General features: G+C 39.4%; 26 protein-coding genes. 17 read left to right on the forward strand and 9 right to left on the reverse strand.

Annotated features, from left to right (window positions below):
• The first annotated feature begins 562 nt into the window (after window positions 1-562).
• The 5 genes from PJ15_RS18700 to PJ15_RS01975 all read left to right on the forward strand — a co-directional run bounded on the left by PJ15_RS18700 (window position 563) and on the right by PJ15_RS01975 (window position 2,546).
• Entirely contained in the window at window positions 563-757 is a 195-nt protein-coding gene (locus PJ15_RS18700; RefSeq protein ID WP_081402739.1) for a hypothetical protein, read from the forward strand.
• Between the two features lie 69 nt (window positions 758-826).
• Window positions 827-1,060, forward strand: coding sequence for a hypothetical protein (locus tag PJ15_RS01960; protein WP_004772094.1), 234 nt, complete (start codon window positions 827-829; stop codon window positions 1,058-1,060).
• Between the two features lie 143 nt (window positions 1,061-1,203).
• On the forward strand, window positions 1,204-1,458 hold the full coding sequence (locus PJ15_RS01965) for a hypothetical protein (RefSeq protein ID WP_047427329.1): 255 nt from the start codon (window positions 1,204-1,206) through the stop codon (window positions 1,456-1,458).
• Between the two features lie 155 nt (window positions 1,459-1,613).
• A complete protein-coding gene (locus tag PJ15_RS01970) occupies window positions 1,614-1,814 on the forward strand; it encodes a hypothetical protein (protein WP_047427331.1) in 201 nt (66 codons plus the stop codon).
• Window positions 1,815-1,952: 138 nt separating this feature from the next.
• On the forward strand, window positions 1,953-2,546 hold the full coding sequence (locus PJ15_RS01975; protein ID WP_047429117.1) for a lysozyme: 594 nt from the start codon (window positions 1,953-1,955) through the stop codon (window positions 2,544-2,546).
• 37 nt (window positions 2,547-2,583) lie between these two features.
• Here the strand turns inward: PJ15_RS01975 and PJ15_RS01980 are convergent, their stop codons facing one another.
• The 3 genes from PJ15_RS01980 to PJ15_RS01990 all read right to left on the reverse strand — a co-directional run bounded on the left by PJ15_RS01980 (window position 2,584) and on the right by PJ15_RS01990 (window position 4,080).
• Window positions 2,584-3,018, reverse strand: a complete 435-nt coding sequence (locus tag PJ15_RS01980; RefSeq protein WP_047427334.1) for an N-acetyltransferase — start codon at window positions 3,016-3,018, stop codon at window positions 2,584-2,586.
• A 110-nt stretch (window positions 3,019-3,128) separates the two neighbouring features.
• Window positions 3,129-3,446: a DMT family transporter gene (locus PJ15_RS01985; protein WP_047427338.1), complete on the reverse strand. Its 318-nt coding sequence runs from the start codon at window positions 3,444-3,446 to the stop codon at window positions 3,129-3,131.
• A 190-nt stretch (window positions 3,447-3,636) separates the two neighbouring features.
• On the reverse strand, window positions 3,637-4,080 hold the full coding sequence (locus PJ15_RS01990) for a BLUF domain-containing protein (RefSeq protein WP_047427341.1): 444 nt from the start codon (window positions 4,078-4,080) through the stop codon (window positions 3,637-3,639).
• A 259-nt stretch (window positions 4,081-4,339) separates the two neighbouring features.
• Here PJ15_RS01990 and PJ15_RS01995 point away from each other — a divergent pair, with 259 nt between their 5' ends.
• Complete coding sequence (locus tag PJ15_RS01995) at window positions 4,340-4,552, forward strand: hypothetical protein (RefSeq protein ID WP_032863893.1); 213 nt, start codon at window positions 4,340-4,342, stop codon at window positions 4,550-4,552.
• A 123-nt stretch (window positions 4,553-4,675) separates the two neighbouring features.
• Here PJ15_RS01995 and PJ15_RS02000 read toward each other — a convergent pair whose 3' ends face one another.
• The 4 genes from PJ15_RS02000 to PJ15_RS02015 all read right to left on the reverse strand — a co-directional run bounded on the left by PJ15_RS02000 (window position 4,676) and on the right by PJ15_RS02015 (window position 7,890).
• Window positions 4,676-5,257 (reverse strand): hypothetical protein, encoded by a 582-nt coding sequence (locus PJ15_RS02000; protein ID WP_047427372.1) that lies wholly within the window; start codon window positions 5,255-5,257, stop codon window positions 4,676-4,678.
• A 105-nt stretch (window positions 5,258-5,362) separates the two neighbouring features.
• Window positions 5,363-5,656 (reverse strand): hypothetical protein, encoded by a 294-nt coding sequence (locus PJ15_RS02005; protein ID WP_047427375.1) that lies wholly within the window; start codon window positions 5,654-5,656, stop codon window positions 5,363-5,365.
• A gap of 272 nt (window positions 5,657-5,928) precedes the next feature.
• Window positions 5,929-6,801: an NAD(P)-dependent oxidoreductase gene (locus PJ15_RS02010; RefSeq protein WP_047427379.1), complete on the reverse strand. Its 873-nt coding sequence runs from the start codon at window positions 6,799-6,801 to the stop codon at window positions 5,929-5,931.
• A 3-nt stretch (window positions 6,802-6,804) separates the two neighbouring features.
• Window positions 6,805-7,890 carry an alpha/beta fold hydrolase gene (locus PJ15_RS02015; protein ID WP_005257560.1) on the reverse strand — a complete coding sequence of 362 codons (1,086 nt, stop codon included), beginning with the start codon at window positions 7,888-7,890 and terminating at the stop codon, window positions 6,805-6,807.
• Between the two features lie 135 nt (window positions 7,891-8,025).
• On the opposite strand from PJ15_RS02015, the gene PJ15_RS02020 reads away from it, so the two are divergent.
• The 4 genes from PJ15_RS02020 (at window position 8,026) to PJ15_RS02035 (ending at window position 11,663) form a co-directional block, all read left to right on the forward strand.
• Entirely contained in the window at window positions 8,026-9,213 is a 1,188-nt protein-coding gene (locus PJ15_RS02020) for an O-succinylhomoserine sulfhydrylase (RefSeq protein WP_004772116.1), read from the forward strand.
• Window positions 9,214-9,225: 12 nt separating this feature from the next.
• The gene (locus PJ15_RS02025) at window positions 9,226-9,555 is read left to right on the forward strand and encodes a YbaB/EbfC family nucleoid-associated protein (RefSeq protein ID WP_047427382.1); all 330 of its coding nucleotides are present in this window, start codon (window positions 9,226-9,228) and stop codon (window positions 9,553-9,555) included.
• 71 nt (window positions 9,556-9,626) lie between these two features.
• Window positions 9,627-10,223 (forward strand): recombination mediator RecR, encoded by a 597-nt coding sequence (gene recR / locus PJ15_RS02030; protein WP_005257562.1) that lies wholly within the window; start codon window positions 9,627-9,629, stop codon window positions 10,221-10,223.
• Window positions 10,224-10,520: 297 nt separating this feature from the next.
• The gene (locus PJ15_RS02035) at window positions 10,521-11,663 is read left to right on the forward strand and encodes a ribonuclease D (protein ID WP_004772121.1); all 1,143 of its coding nucleotides are present in this window, start codon (window positions 10,521-10,523) and stop codon (window positions 11,661-11,663) included.
• 23 nt (window positions 11,664-11,686) lie between these two features.
• Here PJ15_RS02035 and PJ15_RS02040 read toward each other — a convergent pair whose 3' ends face one another.
• The gene (locus tag PJ15_RS02040; RefSeq protein ID WP_004772123.1) at window positions 11,687-12,421 is read right to left on the reverse strand and encodes a class I SAM-dependent methyltransferase; all 735 of its coding nucleotides are present in this window, start codon (window positions 12,419-12,421) and stop codon (window positions 11,687-11,689) included.
• Window positions 12,422-12,591: 170 nt separating this feature from the next.
• Here PJ15_RS02040 and PJ15_RS02045 point away from each other — a divergent pair, with 170 nt between their 5' ends.
• From PJ15_RS02045 to aroC, 7 genes are all read left to right on the forward strand, one after another.
• Window positions 12,592-12,897: a YcgL domain-containing protein gene (locus PJ15_RS02045; protein ID WP_004772125.1), complete on the forward strand. Its 306-nt coding sequence runs from the start codon at window positions 12,592-12,594 to the stop codon at window positions 12,895-12,897.
• Complete coding sequence (locus tag PJ15_RS02050; protein ID WP_004772126.1) at window positions 12,890-13,276, forward strand: hypothetical protein; 387 nt, start codon at window positions 12,890-12,892, stop codon at window positions 13,274-13,276. Before PJ15_RS02045 ends, PJ15_RS02050 begins: the two co-directional genes overlap by 8 nt.
• Window positions 13,277-13,311: 35 nt before the next feature.
• Entirely contained in the window at window positions 13,312-14,163 is an 852-nt protein-coding gene (locus PJ15_RS02055; protein ID WP_004772128.1) for an AAA family ATPase, read from the forward strand.
• A gap of 12 nt (window positions 14,164-14,175) precedes the next feature.
• Window positions 14,176-15,363: a vWA domain-containing protein gene (locus tag PJ15_RS02060; protein ID WP_004772130.1), complete on the forward strand. Its 1,188-nt coding sequence runs from the start codon at window positions 14,176-14,178 to the stop codon at window positions 15,361-15,363.
• Window positions 15,364-15,405: 42 nt separating this feature from the next.
• Entirely contained in the window at window positions 15,406-16,611 is a 1,206-nt protein-coding gene (gene trpB, locus PJ15_RS02065) for a tryptophan synthase subunit beta (protein ID WP_047427385.1), read from the forward strand.
• A gap of 126 nt (window positions 16,612-16,737) precedes the next feature.
• Window positions 16,738-17,748, forward strand: a complete 1,011-nt coding sequence (prmB, locus tag PJ15_RS02070) for a 50S ribosomal protein L3 N(5)-glutamine methyltransferase (protein ID WP_004772132.1) — start codon at window positions 16,738-16,740, stop codon at window positions 17,746-17,748.
• 13 nt (window positions 17,749-17,761) lie between these two features.
• Window positions 17,762-18,853, forward strand: a complete 1,092-nt coding sequence (gene aroC, locus PJ15_RS02075; protein ID WP_005257576.1) for a chorismate synthase — start codon at window positions 17,762-17,764, stop codon at window positions 18,851-18,853.
• 111 nt (window positions 18,854-18,964) lie between these two features.
• On the opposite strand, the gene PJ15_RS02080 is transcribed toward aroC, so the two are convergent.
• Complete coding sequence (locus PJ15_RS02080) at window positions 18,965-20,194, reverse strand: GGDEF domain-containing protein (RefSeq protein ID WP_047427409.1); 1,230 nt, start codon at window positions 20,192-20,194, stop codon at window positions 18,965-18,967.
• Between the last annotated feature and the right edge of the window lie 293 nt (window positions 20,195-20,487).

The raw sequence follows: 20,487 nt of genomic DNA on the forward strand, positions 1-20,487 counted from the left end.
ATGGATTATGGCACCAAGATTGGGTGAGGTGGATCTTCAATGTTATGGTGTAGATGTTCCGGAAGCTATACCTCACGCGAGGGTACTTCATTTTTGTTCATGTATTCATACGGTTGGGATTGAAAATAAAGCGGAAAAGTATCAATACTGCACCAAACAAATAAGCAAGTAATTTAACCGCTCTGTTAAGAGATGAACTTTTTTTCTTGATGCTTTATCATAAGCTAAGTATTTATTTTAATTAGACTTCTTATATGTATATTGTATTTATTATTTTATTGATATTTTTGGTACTTGCATGGATGGCTAAGATAGGACGAAAGAAATAAAACGGCTTAACATTTGACTCATTGGTCAAATGTTATATTGTGTAGTTGAACTTTAAAGTCACTCTGTAAATTACATATTTTTGTTGATGTATGTCACACTTTGCTCTATATTTGCTTTGTTGTTTCATTATAACTAAACAACAATAACCCTCATTCAGCGCAAAAGAATATAAGGGTAAGCCCACTCTATGGAGTGGGCTTTTTTATTGATCAAAATAGATTAGAATATAGGCATGAGAAGATCCCGCCTTAAGCCTGAATTTCCTGCTCCAGACTGGAGTACAGAACAAGATTGTTTTTTGATTGAGAACAGCGCTTTGTCTATTGAATTGTTAATTTTAAATTTGCCTTTTTCGGAAGAAGAGATTCGGGCACGTAAAACTGTGCTTGGACTGGTTCGGAGACAAAGGCAGATGAATCGAATGTGAAATAAATATTTAATTTATCAGTAATTTTTGGGCTAATGTGATATAAAAGGTCTTTATCAGGGGATTGATATGGCAATTATCACATTAAGAGATATCGAAGCGAATAAAAACATCAGGGTTAAGGCTATTGTCGATCCAAGTGTAAAGTTTGATGCTGATGGTAAATTTGAAATTATTAAAAATATCAAATGGATATTTGAAGAAACAGAGCGTGAAGTGCCAGTAGAATTTCATGATACTTTGAACCATGCCAAACTTGATCAATATGTCGGTTTGCAATATGTGATAATCAGGATTGAATAATTGCAAGTTTCTTAACTCAAAGGGAACTTGTGCTATTTATGATATTCTTATGCGGCGAGCAAAGTTTAATCTTGTGAAAGAGAATATCTATGAAATTTTTTTGGATTATTATTCCATGACTCCTCCTACAAGGCTGCGCACAGATGTTTCCAGCGCAAGTGACGGAACTTGACTCTGGTGCTTATAGGATTCAGACCACAGCCAATATCTTTGCATCAGATGAGTCGATGAAGAAAAAGGTAGATAAAAAAGCCGAAGGTATTTGTCAGGGCAAAGGTTTTACTGAACTTGAAAGCAAAGCTCAGGCTCATAGTGAGCAGATTTATATGCCTGGTATGGTCACAACAGGGTCATATAAAACTTTCAATAAAACGATTCAATGTAACCAGTCACAATAGCTTTCGATTAATCAAATTAGGCGCTCAGGCGCCTTTTTTATTACTCATCCATACATTTTGAAGCATTGGTTACACAAAAGGTGTTTGTTCACTGTTGAATATCTCTATCAATTATTCAAGCATGAAATGGTATGTTTAAATAAAGGATGCAGATCATGATCGATGAAAATAAGCCTTTAAATTTTGATGATGATAATGAAGCGATGGATTTCGACGATGAGGAATTCATTGATGATAAAAAAGAGGATGAGTTATACAACAGTATTACCAAAGATGGTTCGAGTGTAGATCCTGCTGATGATGGTGAAAGACATATTCGACCTGAAGATGGTGACCCGATCGAAATTGAAGAATAAACAAGCCCGCTTCGGCGGGTTTTTCATTGAGCAAATAACATAAATAAAGCAGGTTTTTTATTGAATGAATGATAGGGTGAGTTTTTAGTAGATCATTGAAATGGGTTGATGGATCAGTACAGAGAGCAAAAATGCATCATGAAGACGTTTTTTGATTTTTTACACAGGATTATTGGTTCTAAGTTATTTTCATATCAGGATCGTAGCGCAAATAAAGATTCAAATATCGCAACTGCTGTTGATGTAGATGACGCCATTGGTGTAGCAGTTGATTCAGATGATTATGAAAGGTTTATAAGTAAGGCTGGGATTAATCTGATTACCAGCTTCGAAGATTTGAAGTTAGATGCCTATGATGATGGTACCGGTACATGGACGATTGGTTTTGGTACGACAGTTTATCCTGATGGTATTCGGGTACAGAAAGGCGATCACTGCACTGTAGAGCAGGCAAAATCCTTTTTTCAGCATGACTTAAGGCGTTTTCATAAGGCCGTCAATAAAGCAGTGTTAGTAACACTATCTCAAAATCAATTTGATGCATTGGTTTCCCTGAGCTATAACATTGGCCAGAATGCGTTTAAGAATTCAACACTGCTCAAGTATTTAAATGCTGGAGACTATCAAGCCGCGGCAGATCAGTTTCTGGTATGGAATAAAGGTGGCGGGCAAATTCTAAAGGGACTGGTGCGTCGTCGTGAAGTAGAAAGAACACTTTTCTTAAAACGATAAAATCAATGTTTATAGCAACGAAACCTTGATGTAGATTCTACGATTTCTCCCAAAGCATGACATATTCTTTTGCATTGGTGGCTGTATCAAGGCCTTCATTTATAATCCTAAAGCCACTGGCCAGATAAAACTTTACACTGTTTTTATTTTCTTGATAGACGTTTAACTCTAGACGGCTTCTCATATCCTGTGCGTATGAGATCAGTTGTTTGCCTATGCCTTTTGCTTGGTGTTCAGGAGATACGAAGAGAGCTGCAACAGTGTCTTCTACCAAGGCAATAAACCCATAAATATTGATTGCATCTTCCGCAATATAAACTTCAGACATGGGTAAATAGATCTCTTGCATCTTGGTTGTATTGCTTTCCCAATAGCTTGCAGGAATAAAATGATGTGCTTTGATTGAGGCTTGAAGCCATATTTTTGTTAATTCATTAAAATCATTTGATGTTGCTTTTCGTATTTCGTACAACGTATTGCTCCTTATCAAAGGCTTAAAGACTTCTTAGCCTAGCATAGCTTGAAAAGATGCAATTTAATAACATTAAAAAAAGCCCTGAAAAGGGCTTTATGAAATAAACGTTACTCGGTGGTCAGTTTCATCAATACAACACCAAAAACGATTGAGGCTGCTGCCAAAAGACGTAATAAACCCATCGGTTCATTTAAAAAGAAAATTCCAATCAGAAATGCACCTACTGCACCAATTCCAACCCATACGGTATAGGCTGTGCCTAAAGGCAGTGTTTTCATTGCCACGGCAAGTAAGCCAAAACTCAGGATCATAAAAATAATGGTAATGATGCTAGGGGTTAATTTAGTAAAACTTTCGGACATTTTCATGGAATATGCCCAGATGATTTCAAAAATACCAGCTAAAATTAGATAAGCCCAAGCCATTGCGGACACCTCTTTAATAATATTTTTAGGTCGTCCTAAAGCTTGAAAAAATAAAAAAGAGGTCGTCCTCTTTGCTGTATATATAAGCACTTCTCATCGAATGCTTCAATCTATTTTGAATAAAAAATTGTTTTTATAAGTTAAATGGCATTCTTGAGGAAGAATGCCATAGAGGAGAAATTAAATTTGTTTAGGAAACATAAGCCTGAACATTATACTCAGGTTCACCTGCTAGAACAGCAACAAACTTCTCGACAGTTTCTGCTGTTAACAAATACGGGTTAAACTCTTCTAAATGATATTTCATGAAAAAATCAGTAATATTTTGATTGATTGGTGAAAATTTCATAGACCATTGCGAGAAGAATTTATCTTTACATTCAATGTAATAGAGGATTTCACAATTGATATGACGCTCATCTTTCACAATTTTATTGTAAAATAGATCATCAATGAGACTCTTTGGGCCTTCTAGACATTGTACAAAATAGCCATGACCATAATATAAAACACCAGTAATATCATGACGATAATTAAAATCTACAGCCTCATCAAGGATTTCAATCAAATTTGTTTTTAAGTTCGAGTCAATGTTCTTAATTTTACTCACGTATAAAAGTCTGACAGACTCCATGATTGATATGCTCATTTTTTAAGGGGTGAATACCTCTTATATAGAAAAAACAAGGGTTTGTATACTTCGATATGTAAGAGTGAGTAGTCTTTTTTAGGAATAGAATGATAATAAAAAATCACAAGAAAACTGCTTTTAAAAATTAATTGGTTTTCAATATTTCAGTCTTTTAAGTAAAGCGCTTCATAAATATTAGTCATGAGACATGATTTAAATGATTTGCTAAATTATGTGATTTTTATAGTAATTGGTGGGACTCATGACAAAATTATTGCTTGCAGGAATATTGGGACTAGGATTAGCTGGTTGTTCCTCAATAAATTATGACGCCAATACCAAACCACCGATTGTGCCTAAAAATGAGGCACACAACACTTTCAAAGTGCCTGAGCATGGAATAATGACAGATCAGGACATACACAATGTACCAGAGCATGCGGAATATAAGAGCAAGTACAGCATTAGTTTCTAAATCAAGATAGTCCCAAAATCAAAATCTACTATCTCCTTAAATTATAGGGTTTGAGGAGAGGCTGAGGTGTCCTTTGGATTAACGGATTATGAGTCCGCTGCTAATTAGTTTTGTAGTAATAATCTAATTTTTTAAACTTAATTTATAAGGTATCTTATGATTAAAGATAAAATCAACTTGATCATTTAAAGGTAATTTAAATGCTAAAAACACAGGTAGATTAGGTTTGTCGGATAAGGAACTTAATAAAATAACTTTTTGATTTACTATCGGTCGATAAACTACTCCTTTTTTTGAAAACAAACTTAGATGATCTTTTAAATCATTTTTGTTTAAGTCTTGCTTAGGAGTGATCTGATATAAGTAAATAATGTAATTTTTATTTTTTACTTGTTCAATTTCAAAAGCAGAAAAAATTGAATTTTGATTAGTAAGGTTGTATGTCTTGGTTGGTTGTAGTTTGTTATTCTTAATGCTATTGTCTTTCAATGAGAGATTTTTAGAGAAATCTTTTGTTTGAAAAATACAGTTTTCTTTTCCACATACTATTCCAAAATATTTTTCATTGTCTTTTATTATATAACTTTCACCGTTTAATACTCGTTCATTTCTACTGATTTCCCCTAAGTTGTAAAAATTTATTAAATAATAAAGAAACCCTAATAATATTAAGGGGTAGAAAGCAATAAATGTATACCATACCATTAGAATGGATGTAAATTTTATTGTTTTTGGTTCTAAATTATTTTTTAAAATTTTATTTGATATCTCATTTCTTGTTTTAACTTCATTGAAGGTTATTCCTTTTTTTTAAAAAATATGATTAATTTTTGCTAAACAAAAATAGAACTCGGTTAGAAAAATATTCTTTCTTTTAAATGCTTCATAAATAAGGTATAAAGCCGAGCTTATAAAACCTGTAATTAATAAATGGGGATAAGAGTGTAGAAAACCAAAATATGTATAATCACTAACTTCCATTCCGATATGCGCAGGATTAAAACCTGTTGTATTGAGTAAGCCATCAAAGTAACTTCTTCCTGCAACATACCAAAACCCTAGAATTATAGATGTAATAAATACTATATTAAATTTAGTTTTCATAACTTAAATATATGCTTAGAAATTTTTTCGACATAGATTATGCCAAAATAGTTCTATTAAATATACTATAAATGCATAGTGTTTTTCATGTGAAATGAGAAAATAAAAAAAGTGTCCTGAAATGCTCAATATTCTTGTTATTTTAATTTGAAAACTACTACAAGAGTAGGTGGTAAGTAAATAATTATATTTTTATATATGTTGGAGCTTAAAACCGCTCAAAAGAGCGGTTTTTATGCATTAAGAACTTTTTTACGCTTAGGTATTTTCCCTTACTTCAGCGTAATTTTACTCCATGATTCATAGAGCTTTGCTGCTGCGGAGAAGTCGCTATTTGGCTCCGCAGTTAAATTTGCTGTTTGAATCAGGCTCTGTGTTAGAGCGAGTAGAGGTGTTGGTAATTTGGCATCCTTGACGAGATCCAGTGCAATACCTGTATCCTTTGCAAGTAATGGTAGACCAAACGTCACTGGAAATTCACGGCTCAGCACACGTTGCGGGAAAATATTTTCCGTAACAAAGCTTTTGCCACTAGAGGCATTCACACAGTTTAGGGCCGCATCCAAGTTCACGCCATGTGCTTTTAAGGTACTGAAACCTTCGGTCACTGACCATAAGTTTACTGCAAGCAACATATTGTTAATGGCTTTTACAGCAAAGCCAGCACCGGGTTCACCCACATGCTGAATCAATTTACCTAATGCAGCCATAGCGGGATAAGCACGTTCAAATGCATCCACATCGCCACCCACCATAAAGGTCAAGGTTGCATTTTCAGCCCCTACTGTTTGACCACTTACAGGGGCATCCAGAAAATCAATATTTTGTGCTTTCAGTTTTTCGACGAGACGGCGGGCTGCATCTGGTACGCCACTGGTACAGTCAATCCAGATTGAACCTGACTTAATTTCAATACCGTCAATCAGTTTTTCCACATCATCGCTGGTGGGTAAACATGAGAAAATAATGTCGGCTTGTACTGCCTGAGCAAGTTCAACCGCCGTGGTGCCATATTCTGCTGCATGTTGTTCTGCTTTGCTAAAATTTCGGTTCCAGACCAGAACTTTCTCAAAATATTTAGGAAGATGCGCCGCCATGCGATAGCCCATAGCGCCTAAACCGATGAATGCAACAGATTGAGTCATACTTTACCTTTTTATTTGCGTCGATCGTTCGGCTAACCATGTGGTTAAAGTTGGCCAGAACTCAATTGAACTGTTTTGACTGGACATTAAACCTAAGTGCCCACCAGGGATAAGAGTAAACGTGACATCCTGACTGCTTGTCAACTGGGTCAGCGGAAATGCAGACTCGGAAGTTACCAGTTGATCGCCTTTACCCGCACCGACAAGAAGTGAACAATTAATATTTTTAAGTTCAATGGTTTTGTTCTTGAGGCGAATCGCACCGTGTTTTAAAGGATTTTGCAGCCAGACGTTAAATAACATGTCTTGGTTTACGCCGCCTGGGTAATCAATCATATTATTTAAGAAGTGGCTTAAGGTGGCATCTTCTTGTACCAGTTTCAAATTATCCAAATTTTTTAATAATTGAATATTGCCATCAATCCAGCCTTTAGGATCAAGCAGCTTAAAACCCAACGAATTGAGGAAGCCCGGTGAATGGATCATCAGCTTGGGCAAACGGTTATAGATATAATCTTTAATGGTTGGGTTACGGTTGGTGAGATAAGCCAAGGTTTTATAAAGCTTGCCGATGTAACCCGAAGCGTAACTGTCGATTGGACTGCCTAAGACCACAAGGTTTTTGACAACGCTTGGCTGATGGCGTGCGGTATATAACGTGACAAAAATGCCTGCCATACTCCAGCCATGCAGTGAAATTTTTTCAGATTGTGCATGTTGTTGAATAGCTTCAATACATTTTGGAATAAACTTATCAATAAAAGATAGAAAGTTAATCTGATAGTTTTTATAAGTAAGCTTGCCCCAGTCAATCAGATAGACATCAAAACCGCTTTCCTGAAAATGTTTGACCAATGAACGGTAAGGATAGAGGTCATAGATATCCATATTAATCGCTAGGGGTGCAACAAAAACCAGTGGCTCTTTATAGCGCTTATTCTCTGAAGCATAGAAACGGACACGGGTTTGTTTGAATTGCGCAATCACTTGATACGGCGTTGATTGAGACAAAACCAGTTTGTCTGCATCGAATACACGCATAGCCAGATGTTTAAAATTTATTTTTTGCTGTTCCACAAGCGATTTCATCTTAGAAAGTCTCATCATGAGTCAAGATTGCACGAAGTCTAAGCGATAATTTCATCTTACGCCTTGACCTTAAATACCTTAGGCGCTCAAAATATTGGCATATTTCCTCATTATGATCATAAGGCATACAAAACGATGAATCCAAGCGATGATTTAGAATACCAACTAGAAACACTGGCAATTCGCACAGGGCATGATCGTACCTCGGAAGGTGAACATAGTGAGCCGATCTTTTTAACCTCATCATTTGTATGTGAAAGTGCCGCGGATGCTGCTGCAAAATTTTCAGGGCAGATCGCAGGCAATACTTACTCACGTTATACCAATCCAACAGTGCAGGCATTTGAAAAGCGTTTAGCAGTTTTGGATGGTGCAGAACGTGCAGTGGCGACCAGTTCAGGTATGGCAGCAGTTCATGCAATGTGTATGGCCTACTTAAAAGCGGGCGATCATGTCATTTGTTCGCGTGCAGTATTTGGTTCAATCATTGCCTTATTTGAAAAATATGTGGCGAAATTTGCGGTTGAAGTGACCTTTGTTGATCTAGGTGATCTTGAGGGCTGGAAACAGGCGATTCGTCCAAATACCCGTATCTTATTCATCGAAACGCCGTCGAATCCATTGGCACAAGTCGGTGATATGCAGGCGATTGCCGATATTGCGCATGCCAATGGGGCTTTATTTGCCGTTGATAACTGTTTCTGTACGCCAGTATTACAACAGCCAATCAAGTTTGGTGCTGATTTAGTCCTTTACTCTGCAACCAAATATATCGATGGTCAGGGCCGTGCGCTTGGTGGTGCGGTGGTTGGTAAGCATGACTTGCTTGAAGAAGTAAATGGTGTAATTCGTACCCTAGGTAATTCAATGAGTCCATTTAATGCATGGATTTTCTTGAAAGGCCTTGAAACGCTTAGCATTCGTATGAAAGCCCATTGTGAGAGTGCGCAGAAACTTGCTGAATGGTTACATCAGCACGAAAAAGTGGAAAAAGTATATTACGCAGGTTTGCCTGATCATCCTGGACATGAACTCGCGAAAAAACAACAAAAAGGTTTTGGCGGTGTCGTATCCTTTGTGGTGAAAGGCGAACGTGAAGGCGCATGGACAGTAATCGATAATACGCGCTTCTTGTCGATTACCAGTAATCTGGGTGACGTTAAGTCAACAATTACACATCCAGCAACCACCTCACATGGTAGAATGTCGGCAGAAGCTAAACAAGCTGCAGGAATTGAAGAAGGTTTAATTCGTGTGTCTGTTGGTTTAGAAGACATTGATGATATTATTCGCGACTTATCACGCGGTTTAGATTTAATTTAACGAGAGAAACTTATGAACATTAATATGCTCATGCAGCAAGCTCAGCGCATGCAAAAAGATATGGAAACTAATCTTAAAAAAGCCAAAGAAGAGCTTGCAAATACTGAAGTTCATGCGGAAGCAGGCGGTGGTTTAGTTAAAGTAACGATGACTTGCCGTAATGTCGTTAAGCGTATCGAAATTAGCCCTGACTTGTTACAAGACGAAGCAGACATGGTTGAAGATTTGATTGCTGCGGCAATGAATGATGCTGCACGTCAGGTGGAAGCAATCTCAGAAGAAAAACTTCAAGGTGCAAACTCAGGTATGGGCTTACCACCAGGTTTATCTGGCTTATTCTAATTGAGTATTCCTCAAGCACTCAATCTGGGTGCTTGGGGAATCTTTTTTTCTACAAATAATCGAGTTAATTTGTGTTTAGTGAACGATTTGAACAACTGGTTCAAGCATTACGTATTCTGCCGAGTGTTGGCCCAAAATCAGCACAGCGTATGGCATTACATTTATTAATGAAAAATCGCGAAGGTGCCTTTGCACTGTCTTATGCTTTACATGAAGCATCCAGCCATATTCATGAATGTCGTATTTGTCACTCTTTAACAGAACATGATATCTGTGATATTTGTGCCTCTGTAGAGCGGGATGAGCAATTGTTATGTGTGGTTGAATCACCAGCAGATGTTATGGCGATTGAGCAAAGTGGCAGCTTTCGTGGTAAATATCACGTTTTGGGTGGGCATTTGTCACCTTTAGATGGAATTGGCCCTGAGGAAATCGGGATTCCTTACCTGATTCAGCGTTTGAGCGAAGGACAGATTCAGGAAGTGATTCTGGCAACCAATGCGACGGTAGAAGGGCAAGCGACCGCACATTATCTGGTTGAAGCGACCAAACATTTACCGATTAATATGACCCGAATTGCACAAGGTGTACCACAAGGTGGTGAGCTGGAATATGTCGATAGTCATACTTTAAGTCAGGCTGTCCATAACCGTATGCGCATGAAATAATAGCCTCCTTAGGCATTTTCTTATATTTATTTTAAATTCATGCTGTTAATTTAAACAAATAATTAAATTTTACATTTTGTCTAACATTATCGTAGATCTATTTGCGATGATTTGTGGCACTATGAGCTGGCGAAAAGGATTTTCGTTTTTTGATGAAATGGAGAGAGGAGTAATTTCATGTTTTATATGTGGAATACCAATTAGATTTATTTTTTGTATTTTGTTTTTTAGTTAAGCAATAGCTGATCTTAGACAGTTCTATTGCGTATGGTTCTATATTATTTTACTTGAGCACACATGTTTCAGTTTATCCAGCAGCAACAAGATTTAGCTGTTCTCCTAAGCCAGATGGAACAGTGTTCTGTCTATGCACTTGATACCGAATTTATCAAGGTCGATACCTTATATCCTAAACTTGGTGTTTGCCAAATCAATTTAAATGGCCAGATTCTGTTACTCGACGGCGCTGCTTTGGATCTGACAAGTTTTTGGCCAAAGATTTTTGCGGCACAACAGAATATTTTTCATGCCTGCGGTGAAGATATTGATCTGATCTACCATTATGCAGATCAAAAACCGTTAAATAATGTGTTTGATACCCAGATTGCCATGGCATTTCTTGGACATGGCTTACAAGTCAGTTATCAGAATGCATTAAAAACCTGTCTCAATATCGATATTGAAAAAGATCAGACCCGTTCTGACTGGTTGGCAAGACCATTGTCGCAAGAGCAAATGAGTTATGCGGCAAATGATGTTTTGTATCTCACCAAGCTGGCGGATACATTGAAAAATGATCTGAAAGTGAAGGGGCTTTATCAATACGTATTGGAAGATTGTCAGAATCTCACCAAAGAGATTGCAATGGAAACACCATTGGCAGAACTCTATACGGATATTGGTAATTACCGTCATTCACGCCGTGAGTTGATGCAACTGCAGCAGTTGAGTATCTGGCGAGAACAGATTACCAAGGCATTGAATCAGCCGCGTAGCTTTATTCTCCGTAATGGCACCATGATTGATCTGGTCGAAAAAAATCCGCGTAATACGTTCCAGCTTGCCAAGATTAAAGATATACGTCCGAATGTAGTTCGTGAGCATGGTAAAACCATTCTGGACTTGCTGAAATTTTTGCCGCCTGAAAATGAATGGCCTTTACGTATGGCACGGCCAATCAAGAATAATTCAAAAGAAGTTGCACCGAAGATAGATGCTTTAATTGCTAATGTAGTGCTTCAGACTGGAATTCCGAAAGAAGTGTTGCTGCGCAAGAAATGGATGAATGCCATCTATGAGCATGTAGTCTTCCATCTGGATGAGCAGAGCTTGCCGAATTATTTAATGGGCTGGCGTTATGATCTGCTGACTCAACCATTGATTGCATTGCTGCGGGAAGATATTGATTATCTGGCAACACAAATGAAAATTGCCCGTTAGTATTTTAAGAAAGAGCTAAGTGATTAGCTCTTTTTTTTGGCTTTAATAATCAGCATCATGGGGCGTCTTAGTTCATCCTGCCAGCCCATCTTTTCAATCATTTTAGCGGTTGGTGATGGTTCGATCAGGGCAGTGATTTCGAAACCTGCTTTGAGTAAAGCCATGACATGAGTTTCAATGGTACGGTGATATTTCACCACATGAGCACCTAGAAACTGTGTTTCTCTTTGACCTTCTTCAAAATAATGGTCAACGGGCCAGTAGAGGGGCTGTTTTTCATGATTATAAATCCAGTCTTGTTGAGCACGGGCAGTAAATACAGGATGCTCGACGGAATAATACAGCTCACCTTGTGGCGCCAGTAAGTGTGCTGCTTTTTCAAATACAGCATCAAGATCTTGTATATAGTGCAATGCCAGTGAACTGATGATCAGGTCAAATGAAGCGGCTTCGGCATCAAATGTTTCAATAGCACTTTGTTGATAGCGAATATTTTTTGCTGCACATAAACGTTGCGCCTGTTCTAGCATTTTGGCGGAGAGATCAATTCCGACTACTGTGGATGCACCTTGCTCCGAGGCGTATTGACAATGCCAGCCGTAACCACAGCCTAAATCCAGAATTCTCTTATTCTTGAGTTCTGGAAGGTGAGCTTTAAATGCAGACCATTCTCCAGCCGCACTGAGTCCATCGCGCGAGCGGGGCATTTTTGAATATTCGTTAAAGAAGTGCGGGTCATCATATTTGTTTTGTTGCATATCACATTTCACATCAGCTTTAGGCTGTAATTATGGCACGTTGATTTTATGACTAGAAGTTGCTTGGCGTACAAGGGATTGAAAAGACGACTCTGGCGTTAACAATCCTTAATGTATCCATTTTTATTTTCATGTATGCTGTCTTTGATTGTTAATAGATGTGAGTAAACATGCACTGCGATATTTATAGATCGAGCAAGAAAGATGAAATGTATATGTATATTGCTCGTCCAAATTATCCTGATGACAAGGAACAAGAGAACCCATTTGAAGGTGTTCCAGAAAGCGTTTTACAGGCGTTTGGCAAAGCCACGTTTGTGATGCATTTAGAACTTCATAATGAGCGAAAACTTGCACGTGCAAACGTTTTACATGTTATAGACTCATTAAATACCAAAGGCTTCTTCATTCAAATGCCGCCAGAAGGGTTGATCAACCCAAATGCGGTAGAACCAGAGGGCTTACGCGGTGCTTGAAACTTTAACAGCAATTTGGTCGAACATTCTTTCGGTACTGGATCAGTTTCCTGAAGAAAATGTAGCGATCATTGTTTATGTTACGGGGACGCTAATTGCATTGTGGTGCTGGTATCGTTTGATGTCACGCCTGCCAAATCCAATTGGTGGAATCCTGTGGATCGTGGCTTTTGCAGTTCTTGCAACGCCAACCATTTCAGAAGGTCCAAATTCAGCTCTTGCACCTGCAATCTTTGGCTTGCTTTTTGGTGTGCTTACTAAAGAACATGTCTTGATCTGGTCAAATCTATCATTGATTTTATTTGTCATTGGTACAGGGCTACTGATTGGCTTCTGCTGGTCAAAATACACTGCAAATAAAACTGCACGTTCAGTTTAGATACTAAGTTAAATATAGAAAAATAAGGTTTTTAAATGTCTGCTGATACACAACACTTCGCTGGTACAGATCAATATATCGCGACCGATAGCTTAAAACTTGCAGTGAAAGCTGCACGTGCTCTACAAAAACCATTACTGGTCAAAGGTGAGCCGGGTACAGGTAAAACCTTGCTTGCAGAACAAGTGGCTGCAAGTCTGGGTTTAAAGCTGATTACCTGGCATATCAAATCGACAACCAAAGCCCAGCAAGGTTTGTATGAATATGATGCGGTTTCGCGTTTGCGTGATAGTCAGTTAGGTGATGATCGTGTCTACGACATTAAAAACTATATTAAGCCCGGTAAATTGTGGGAAGCATTTACCAGTGAGGAGCGTTGTGTCCTGTTGATTGATGAAATTGACAAAGCAGACATTGAGTTTCCAAATGACTTGTTACATGAGCTCGATAAAATGTCGTTCTATGTGTATGAGACAGGCGAGACCATTACTGCGACACAACGCCCAATCGTGATTATTACCTCGAATAATGAGAAAGAATTACCAGATGCCTTCTTGCGCCGTTGCTTCTTCCACTATATCGAATTCCCTGATGAAGCGACCATGCGCGATATCATCGCAGTTCATTTTCCAAGTATCTCCAATACATTGGTGAGTGAAGCATTGCAGGTGTTCTTTAAATTACGTGAAATTCCGAATTTGAAGAAGCCACCATCAACTTCTGAACTGATTGACTGGTTAAGCTTGTTGATGGCAGATGATATGCCTGAAGATGTATTGCGTAACCACGATAAATCTAAAGCCATTCCACCGTTGTACGGTGCCTTGATTAAAAATGAACAAGATGTGCAATTGCTTGAACGTTTAGCCTTTATGTCACGCCGTTAAGAGTACTGAGCAATGTTTGTGCGACTGTTTTACACCTTACGCAAATATGGCGTACCTGTAACAACACGTGAGCTCATTGATCTTAATCAGGCAGTAGCTTCAGGTCTTGTGTTTGCAGATCAGGAAGAGTTCTATCAATTGGCTAAAACAGTTTTGGTCAAAGATGAACGCTTCTTTGATAAGTTCGATCGTGCCATGAAAGATTACTTTGATGGCATTGAAACCTTTGATTTAGATGAATTGCTGAAACAGGTTCACAAATTACCCAAAGACTGGTTTGATCTTGAACTGTTGGAAAAGCATTTAACGCCTGAACAACGTGCGGAATTGCAAAAAGCGGGTTCGCTCGAAGAACTGATGAAAATGCTGGAAGAACGTTTACGTGAACAGCATAAGAAACATCAGGGTGGCAATCGTATGGTTGGCACAGGCGGTACTTCGCCTTTTGGTGCGTTTGGTGATCATCCTGAAGGTGTTCGTATTGGTGGCCCAGGGCGTAAACGTTCTGCGGTTAAAGTATGGGAACAGCGTAAATACCAGAATCTGGATGATGATCAGGTTTTGGGAACCCGCCAAATGCAAATCGCTTTACGCCGTTTACGTAAGTTTGCCCGTCAAGGGGCTGCTGAAGAGCTGGATGTGGATGGTACTATCCGTGAAACAGCCAAACAGGGTATTCTGGATGTACAACTGGTACCTGAGCGTCGTAACCGCATTAAAGTGTTGATGCTGTTTGATGTTGGCGGTTCGATGGATGCCTATATTGCTGAATGCGAAAAACTATTCAGTGCGGCCAAATCAGAGTTTAAAACCCTCGAATACTTCTATTTCCATAATTGCCTGTATGATTATGTCTGGAAAGACAACCATCGCCGTAGCGCAACCCGCATGAATACGTGGGATCTGTTCCATACGTATGGACGTGATTATCGCGTCATTGTGGTGGGTGATGCCAGTATGGCACCGTATGAGTTAAAGTCAGTCGGTGGTTCGGTGGAGTATATGAATGATGAGGCGGGTGAAGTGTGGCTGAGACGTTTACGTCAGCATTTTGATAAAACCGCTTGGCTGAATCCTGAAATGGAAGGTTATTGGCATTACACCCAGACCATTAACTGGATTAAAGACATTTTTGAAAATCATATGTTTCCGATGACGCTGAAAGGTATCGAAGACATGACGCGCTACTTATCGCGTTAATATTTATATTAAGACGACAACTTTATAAAAACAGGAATAATGATGGAACATCAAATCAATGGGGTAGCTTTACCCAATGAAGCAGGTTTCTTTGGAAATTTTGGCGGTCAGTTCATTCCTCCTCACTTAAAAGAGGCGATGGATGAGATTAATGCGGCTTATGAAGAGATTCGCCATACCGCCGAGTTTCAAGGTGAGCTGAACGATTTATTCAAAAATTATGTGGGTCGTCCAAGTCCATTGTTTCATGCCAAGCGTTTATCTGAACAACTGGGTGGCGCACAGATTTATTTAAAACGTGAAGACCTGAACCATACTGGTGCGCATAAGATTAATCACTGCTTAGGCGAAGCGTTACTTGCTAAATACATGGGTAAAACGAAGGTTATTGCCGAGACAGGTGCAGGACAGCATGGTGTCGCTTTAGCAACTGCTTGTGCATTGGTGGGTATTCCGTGTGAAATTCATATGGGACAAGTGGATATCGAAAAAGAGCATCCCAATGTCGTTAAAATGAAAATTCTGGGTGCAAAACTGGTTTCAGTGACTCAAGGCACAGCAACCTTAAAAGATGCAGTCGATAGTGCCTTTGAGGAATATTTAAAAGATCCAAAAAACTATATTTATGCGATTGGTTCAGTGGTCGGGCCGCATCCATTTCCAAAAATGGTACGTGATTTCCAGTCAATTATTGGCAAGGAAATTAAAACCCAATCTAATGAGTATTTTGGTCAGAATCCTGATTATGTGGTTGCTTGCGTCGGTGGTGGATCAAATGCGATTGGTGCATTTACCGCATTTTTAAATGAAACTGATGTCAAACTGGTGGGCGTAGAGCCAGCAGGTCATGGCTTGGATACCGATAAGCACTCTGCAACGCTGACCTTGGGTAAACCGGGACAGATTCATGGCATGGCCTGTTATGTGCTAGAGGATGAGCAAGGCGAACCCTTACCTGTGCATTCGATTGCATCAGGACTGGATTATCCAGGTGTAGGGCCACAACATAGTTTCCTGAAAGAACTTGGACGTGTGCAATATGAAACGGCGACCGATCAAGAATGTTTAGATGCATTTATGACCCTTTCACGTGTGGAAGGCATTGTACCTGCGTTGGAAAGTTCACATGCGGTGGCTTGGGCGTTACGTGAAGCACCCAAAATGGATAAGAACATCAGGATCGTGGTCAACCTTTCGGGTCGTGGTGATAAAGACTCAGACTATGTCGCTGAAAAATTAGGACTATAAGCTTTTTACCCAAGTTAAGGCTTTAAAAGACCGCTTCTTGTAGAGAGGCGGTTTTTTTATTGTTAAATCTTGCTTAATCCCGTTAGAATAAAGCGTTTTGCAATTAGCACTTTTGGAGACGCCTAAGTGGAGCGACCTACAATCAGCCCTGAACATTTACAAGAAGCGGCTGAAAATTTAGTAACCATTCGAGATTTCGTTCGTTTTGGGGTAACCGCACTTCGTCAATATGACGCACACTTAGGTCAAGGGACTCAAGATTATTTTGCAGAAAGCTCTGCATTGGTACTTCAAACACTTTCACTTGAATGGAAAGCGGACGCTGAGATTCTGGATGCGAAGTTACTGCCAAGTGAAAAAGCGGAATTCTTAAGTTTATTAGAACGTCGTATCAATGACCGTATTCCAACCTCGTATTTATTGAACTTGGCTTATTTCTTCAATAAGCCATTCTATGTCGATGAGCGTGTACTGATTCCTCGTTCACCTATTGCCGAGTTGATTGAACAGCGTTTTGCACCATACTGCCTAGATGAGAATGGTCGTATGCTGGAAGCGTTAAACAACTTACCAGAAAATAATAATCCAAAAACACCGCAACGCATTCTCGATATGTGCACAGGTTCAGGCTGTATCGCAATTGCGTTGGCTTATGCTTATCCAGATGCGGAAGTAGATGCAACGGATATCTCAAAAGAAGCTTTAGAAGTGGCTTCAATTAATACTGAGCATCATGATAAGCAATATCAGGTGGCTTTACTTGAATCTGATTTATTCTCAAAAATTCCTGCCGAGAATCAATATGACCTGATCGTGAGCAATCCGCCGTATGTGGATGCTGAAGATATGGCTGATTTACCAGAAGAATTCTTGCATGAGCCTGAGCTTGCTTTGGCTGCGGGTCAGGATGGTCTGGATCTGGTTCGTAAAATGTTAGCTCAAGCGGCTGATTATTTGACTGAAGATGGTTTGATTGTGATTGAAGTAGGTAATTCTGAGTGGGCAATGCGTCAGAACTTCAACACGGTTGATTTTCATTGGTTGACTTTCCAGAGAGGTGGTTCTGGTATTTTTGCCTTAACCGCTGAACAATGCCGTCGTTATAAAGAATTATTTCAGCAATCCGTTCAAAATTAAGAGGCGATGAAACATGGCAGGGAATAGTATTGGGCAACTGTTTCGAGTGACAACATGTGGTGAGTCACATGGTGTTGGCTTGATGGCAATTGTCGATGGGGTGCCACCTGGTCTTGAGCTTTGTGAAGCTGATTTGCAAAAAGATCTTGATCGCCGTAAACCGGGAACATCAAAGTTTGCAACGCAACGTAAAGAGCCAGATCAAGTCGAAATCATTTCTGGTGTTTTTGAAGGTAAAACGACAGGAACATCGATTGGTTTGTTGATTCGTAATACAGATCAGAAATCAAAAGATTACGGCAATATTGCTCAAACATTCCGTCCAGGCCATGCTGATTATACCTATACGCAAAAATACGGCTTCCGTGACTATCGTGGTGGTGGCCGTTCAAGTGCGCGTGAAACTGCAATGCGTGTTGCTGCGGGGGCGATTGCCAAGAAGTATCTTGCTGAAAAATTTGGCATTGATATTCGTGGACATGTTACTCAAATTGGTAATGAAGTTGCAGAAAAACTGGATTGGGCGGAAGTTCCGAATAATCCATTTTTCTGTGGTGATGTTGATGCTGTTCCGCGTTTTGAACAGCTGGTCACTGCTTTACGTGAGCAAGGCACCAGTTGTGGTGCAAAACTTGAAATCGTGGCTGAAAAAGTACCTGTCGGCTGGGGTGAACCTGTATTTGATCGTTTAGATGCAGATATTGCCCATGCCATGATGAGCATCAATGCGGTTAAAGGCGTTGAGATTGGTGATGGTTTCGCTGTTGCTGGACAGTTTGGTCATGAAACTCGTGATGAGCTGACCACAGACGGTTTCCTTGCTAATCATGCCGGCGGTATCTTGGGTGGGATTTCGAGTGGTCAAACTATTCGTGTTGCGATTGCATTGAAACCGACTGCAAGTATTACTACACCAGGTAAAACCATTACGATTGAACGTGAAAATACTGATGTATTAACCAAAGGTCGTCATGATCCATGTGTGGGTGTACGTGCAACGCCGATTGCTGAAGCGATGTTGGCGATTGTGCTAATGGATCATTTCTTAAGACATCGTGCTCAAAATGCCGATGTGGTTGCACCATTTAAGCCAATCGAACCCTAATATAAAAAAGATTAAGCCACACGGATAATTTATTATATGTGTGGCTTAGATCACATTTTAAATAGAATAAAATTAAATTAATTTAACATTCATTCAATAATAGTTAATCAATTATAAAGTTTCAGAAATCATATTATCTGATGTCGCAATATGATACTGATTTCGACCATTACTTTTCGCAATATATAACGCATGATCGGCCTGCGCAATAAACTCGGATAGACTGTCATTTAGACTTGGCGTCATGGTGGCAACACCCACACTAATAGTGACTTGTTTGGATACATGGCTTCTTGGATGAGCAATCCCGATATTACTGATGAGCTCCATGAGTCTGCGGACTTGTAGAAGGGCTTGTTCACGATCCGTCATGGCAAACAGTAACAGAAACTCTTCACCACCATAGCGTGCAGCAAGATCGCCACTGCGTGAGGCGATAGAGCCGAGCATAATCGCGATGCGCCGTAAGCACTGATCACCCTGAATATGCCCCAAAGTATCGTTATAAAGCTTAAAGAAATCGATATCGATCATCATGATGGTAATTGGCAGTCCATGCCGTGTCGCACGTTTCCATTCATTCTCAAGCACCTCATCCAGATAACGGCGATTTGCCAGACCTGTTAAAGCATCCTGTTGAGAGAGAATCGACAGTTGTTGGGCTTGTCGCATCAGTTCTAAACGGTTGAGTTCGATCATGCAGTTTTGCAGATAGTTTTCACGGTGTTGCCGATCAGTTGCATAAGCAAGCGCCATCCCCAGAAAACTGCTGAAGGTATAGGTACGGTTCAGGAATGTCCAGTCGATGGCACCACTGAGCCATGTACTGGCAATAATCCCGATTAAACCGCCCACCCAGCCCGCAATAATGGCCGTATAGAAACGCATTCCGACGAAACCGTAGATGATCACAACGGCATACATCATGGCAGCATGGAACAGAACGTTATTTTGTCCTTGTTCCAGTACGTTAATGATCGTAAACGAAATAGCGACAGCGCCCATGGAGCCGATACAGACATAGTGGTCAAACCATTTATTCATCATCGGCAGGAAAGACAGCATCCATGCCAAGGTAATAATGATTCCAACCCATCCGTAGGTTGCCATCCAAGTGATACGCAGGTCTGTAGGTAGAACCTGATAGATACCGAAGCTTAGAAATAGATATAAACCTAAAATAATAGGGGCGCGATAACGGAACTCATGCGCAGCCTCATTTCTGTACTGATCACGATAGATCACTTCTAATTCTTTAGGAAACCAAACTAAATTTAGCCCGCGAGAAATTAACAAGTCGATTTGTTCTTGTCCCAATATATTGGAAGCTTTCAACTTCATCTTATCTCTCACCACTCCCAAAAATGTTCTTATAAATGTCAAAATAGGGATTATTTTTTTACTACGTTACACTGATTTAAATAGAATGTGTATTAGATTATAAAAAAAATATTAATTTTTAAATAATAAGCATTGCCTAATATAATGATTCAAGCTTAAATTAGATTCAAGAAATAAAAAGCTGTTACAAATTAAACGGCAATCGATTGTATCTTGATAGCATTGAGATACAATTTATAAAAAAGCATCAATCATGGTCAATGATTGAATTAAGTCATACGAAATAGGATGCA

It is taken from the genome of Acinetobacter sp. neg1 (genome assembly GCF_000788125.1).
GTDB classification, from domain to species: domain Bacteria; phylum Pseudomonadota; class Gammaproteobacteria; order Pseudomonadales; family Moraxellaceae; genus Acinetobacter; species Acinetobacter vivianii.

What these genes read in the sequence shown, in the direction of transcription:
- PJ15_RS18700 (WP_081402739.1), top strand. Translation starts at nt 563, where the DNA reads ATGAGAAGATCCCGCCTTAAGCCTGAATTTCCTGCTCCAGACTGGAGT.
- PJ15_RS01960 (WP_004772094.1), top strand. Translation starts at nt 827, where the DNA reads ATGGCAATTATCACATTAAGAGATATCGAAGCGAATAAAAACATCAGG.
- PJ15_RS01965 (WP_047427329.1), top strand. Translation starts at nt 1,204, where the DNA reads ATGTTTCCAGCGCAAGTGACGGAACTTGACTCTGGTGCTTATAGGATT.
- PJ15_RS01970 (WP_047427331.1), top strand. Translation starts at nt 1,614, where the DNA reads ATGATCGATGAAAATAAGCCTTTAAATTTTGATGATGATAATGAAGCG.
- PJ15_RS01975 (WP_047429117.1), top strand. Translation starts at nt 1,953, where the DNA reads ATGAAGACGTTTTTTGATTTTTTACACAGGATTATTGGTTCTAAGTTA.
- PJ15_RS01985 (WP_047427338.1), bottom strand. Translation starts at nt 3,446, where the DNA reads ATGGCTTGGGCTTATCTAATTTTAGCTGGTATTTTTGAAATCATCTGG.
- PJ15_RS01990 (WP_047427341.1), bottom strand. Translation starts at nt 4,080, where the DNA reads ATGGAGTCTGTCAGACTTTTATACGTGAGTAAAATTAAGAACATTGAC.
- PJ15_RS01995 (WP_032863893.1), top strand. Translation starts at nt 4,340, where the DNA reads ATGACAAAATTATTGCTTGCAGGAATATTGGGACTAGGATTAGCTGGT.
- PJ15_RS02000 (WP_047427372.1), bottom strand. Translation starts at nt 5,257, where the DNA reads ATGGTATGGTATACATTTATTGCTTTCTACCCCTTAATATTATTAGGG.
- PJ15_RS02005 (WP_047427375.1), bottom strand. Translation starts at nt 5,656, where the DNA reads ATGAAAACTAAATTTAATATAGTATTTATTACATCTATAATTCTAGGG.
- PJ15_RS02010 (WP_047427379.1), bottom strand. Translation starts at nt 6,801, where the DNA reads ATGACTCAATCTGTTGCATTCATCGGTTTAGGCGCTATGGGCTATCGC.
- PJ15_RS02015 (WP_005257560.1), bottom strand. Translation starts at nt 7,890, where the DNA reads ATGAAATCGCTTGTGGAACAGCAAAAAATAAATTTTAAACATCTGGCT.
- PJ15_RS02020 (WP_004772116.1), top strand. Translation starts at nt 8,026, where the DNA reads ATGAATCCAAGCGATGATTTAGAATACCAACTAGAAACACTGGCAATT.
- PJ15_RS02025 (WP_047427382.1), top strand. Translation starts at nt 9,226, where the DNA reads ATGAACATTAATATGCTCATGCAGCAAGCTCAGCGCATGCAAAAAGAT.
- PJ15_RS02035 (WP_004772121.1), top strand. Translation starts at nt 10,521, where the DNA reads ATGTTTCAGTTTATCCAGCAGCAACAAGATTTAGCTGTTCTCCTAAGC.
- PJ15_RS02040 (WP_004772123.1), bottom strand. Translation starts at nt 12,421, where the DNA reads ATGCAACAAAACAAATATGATGACCCGCACTTCTTTAACGAATATTCA.
- PJ15_RS02045 (WP_004772125.1), top strand. Translation starts at nt 12,592, where the DNA reads ATGCACTGCGATATTTATAGATCGAGCAAGAAAGATGAAATGTATATG.
- PJ15_RS02055 (WP_004772128.1), top strand. Translation starts at nt 13,312, where the DNA reads ATGTCTGCTGATACACAACACTTCGCTGGTACAGATCAATATATCGCG.
- PJ15_RS02060 (WP_004772130.1), top strand. Translation starts at nt 14,176, where the DNA reads ATGTTTGTGCGACTGTTTTACACCTTACGCAAATATGGCGTACCTGTA.
- trpB (WP_047427385.1), top strand. Translation starts at nt 15,406, where the DNA reads ATGGAACATCAAATCAATGGGGTAGCTTTACCCAATGAAGCAGGTTTC.
- aroC (WP_005257576.1), top strand. Translation starts at nt 17,762, where the DNA reads ATGGCAGGGAATAGTATTGGGCAACTGTTTCGAGTGACAACATGTGGT.
- PJ15_RS02080 (WP_047427409.1), bottom strand. Translation starts at nt 20,194, where the DNA reads ATGAAGTTGAAAGCTTCCAATATATTGGGACAAGAACAAATCGACTTG.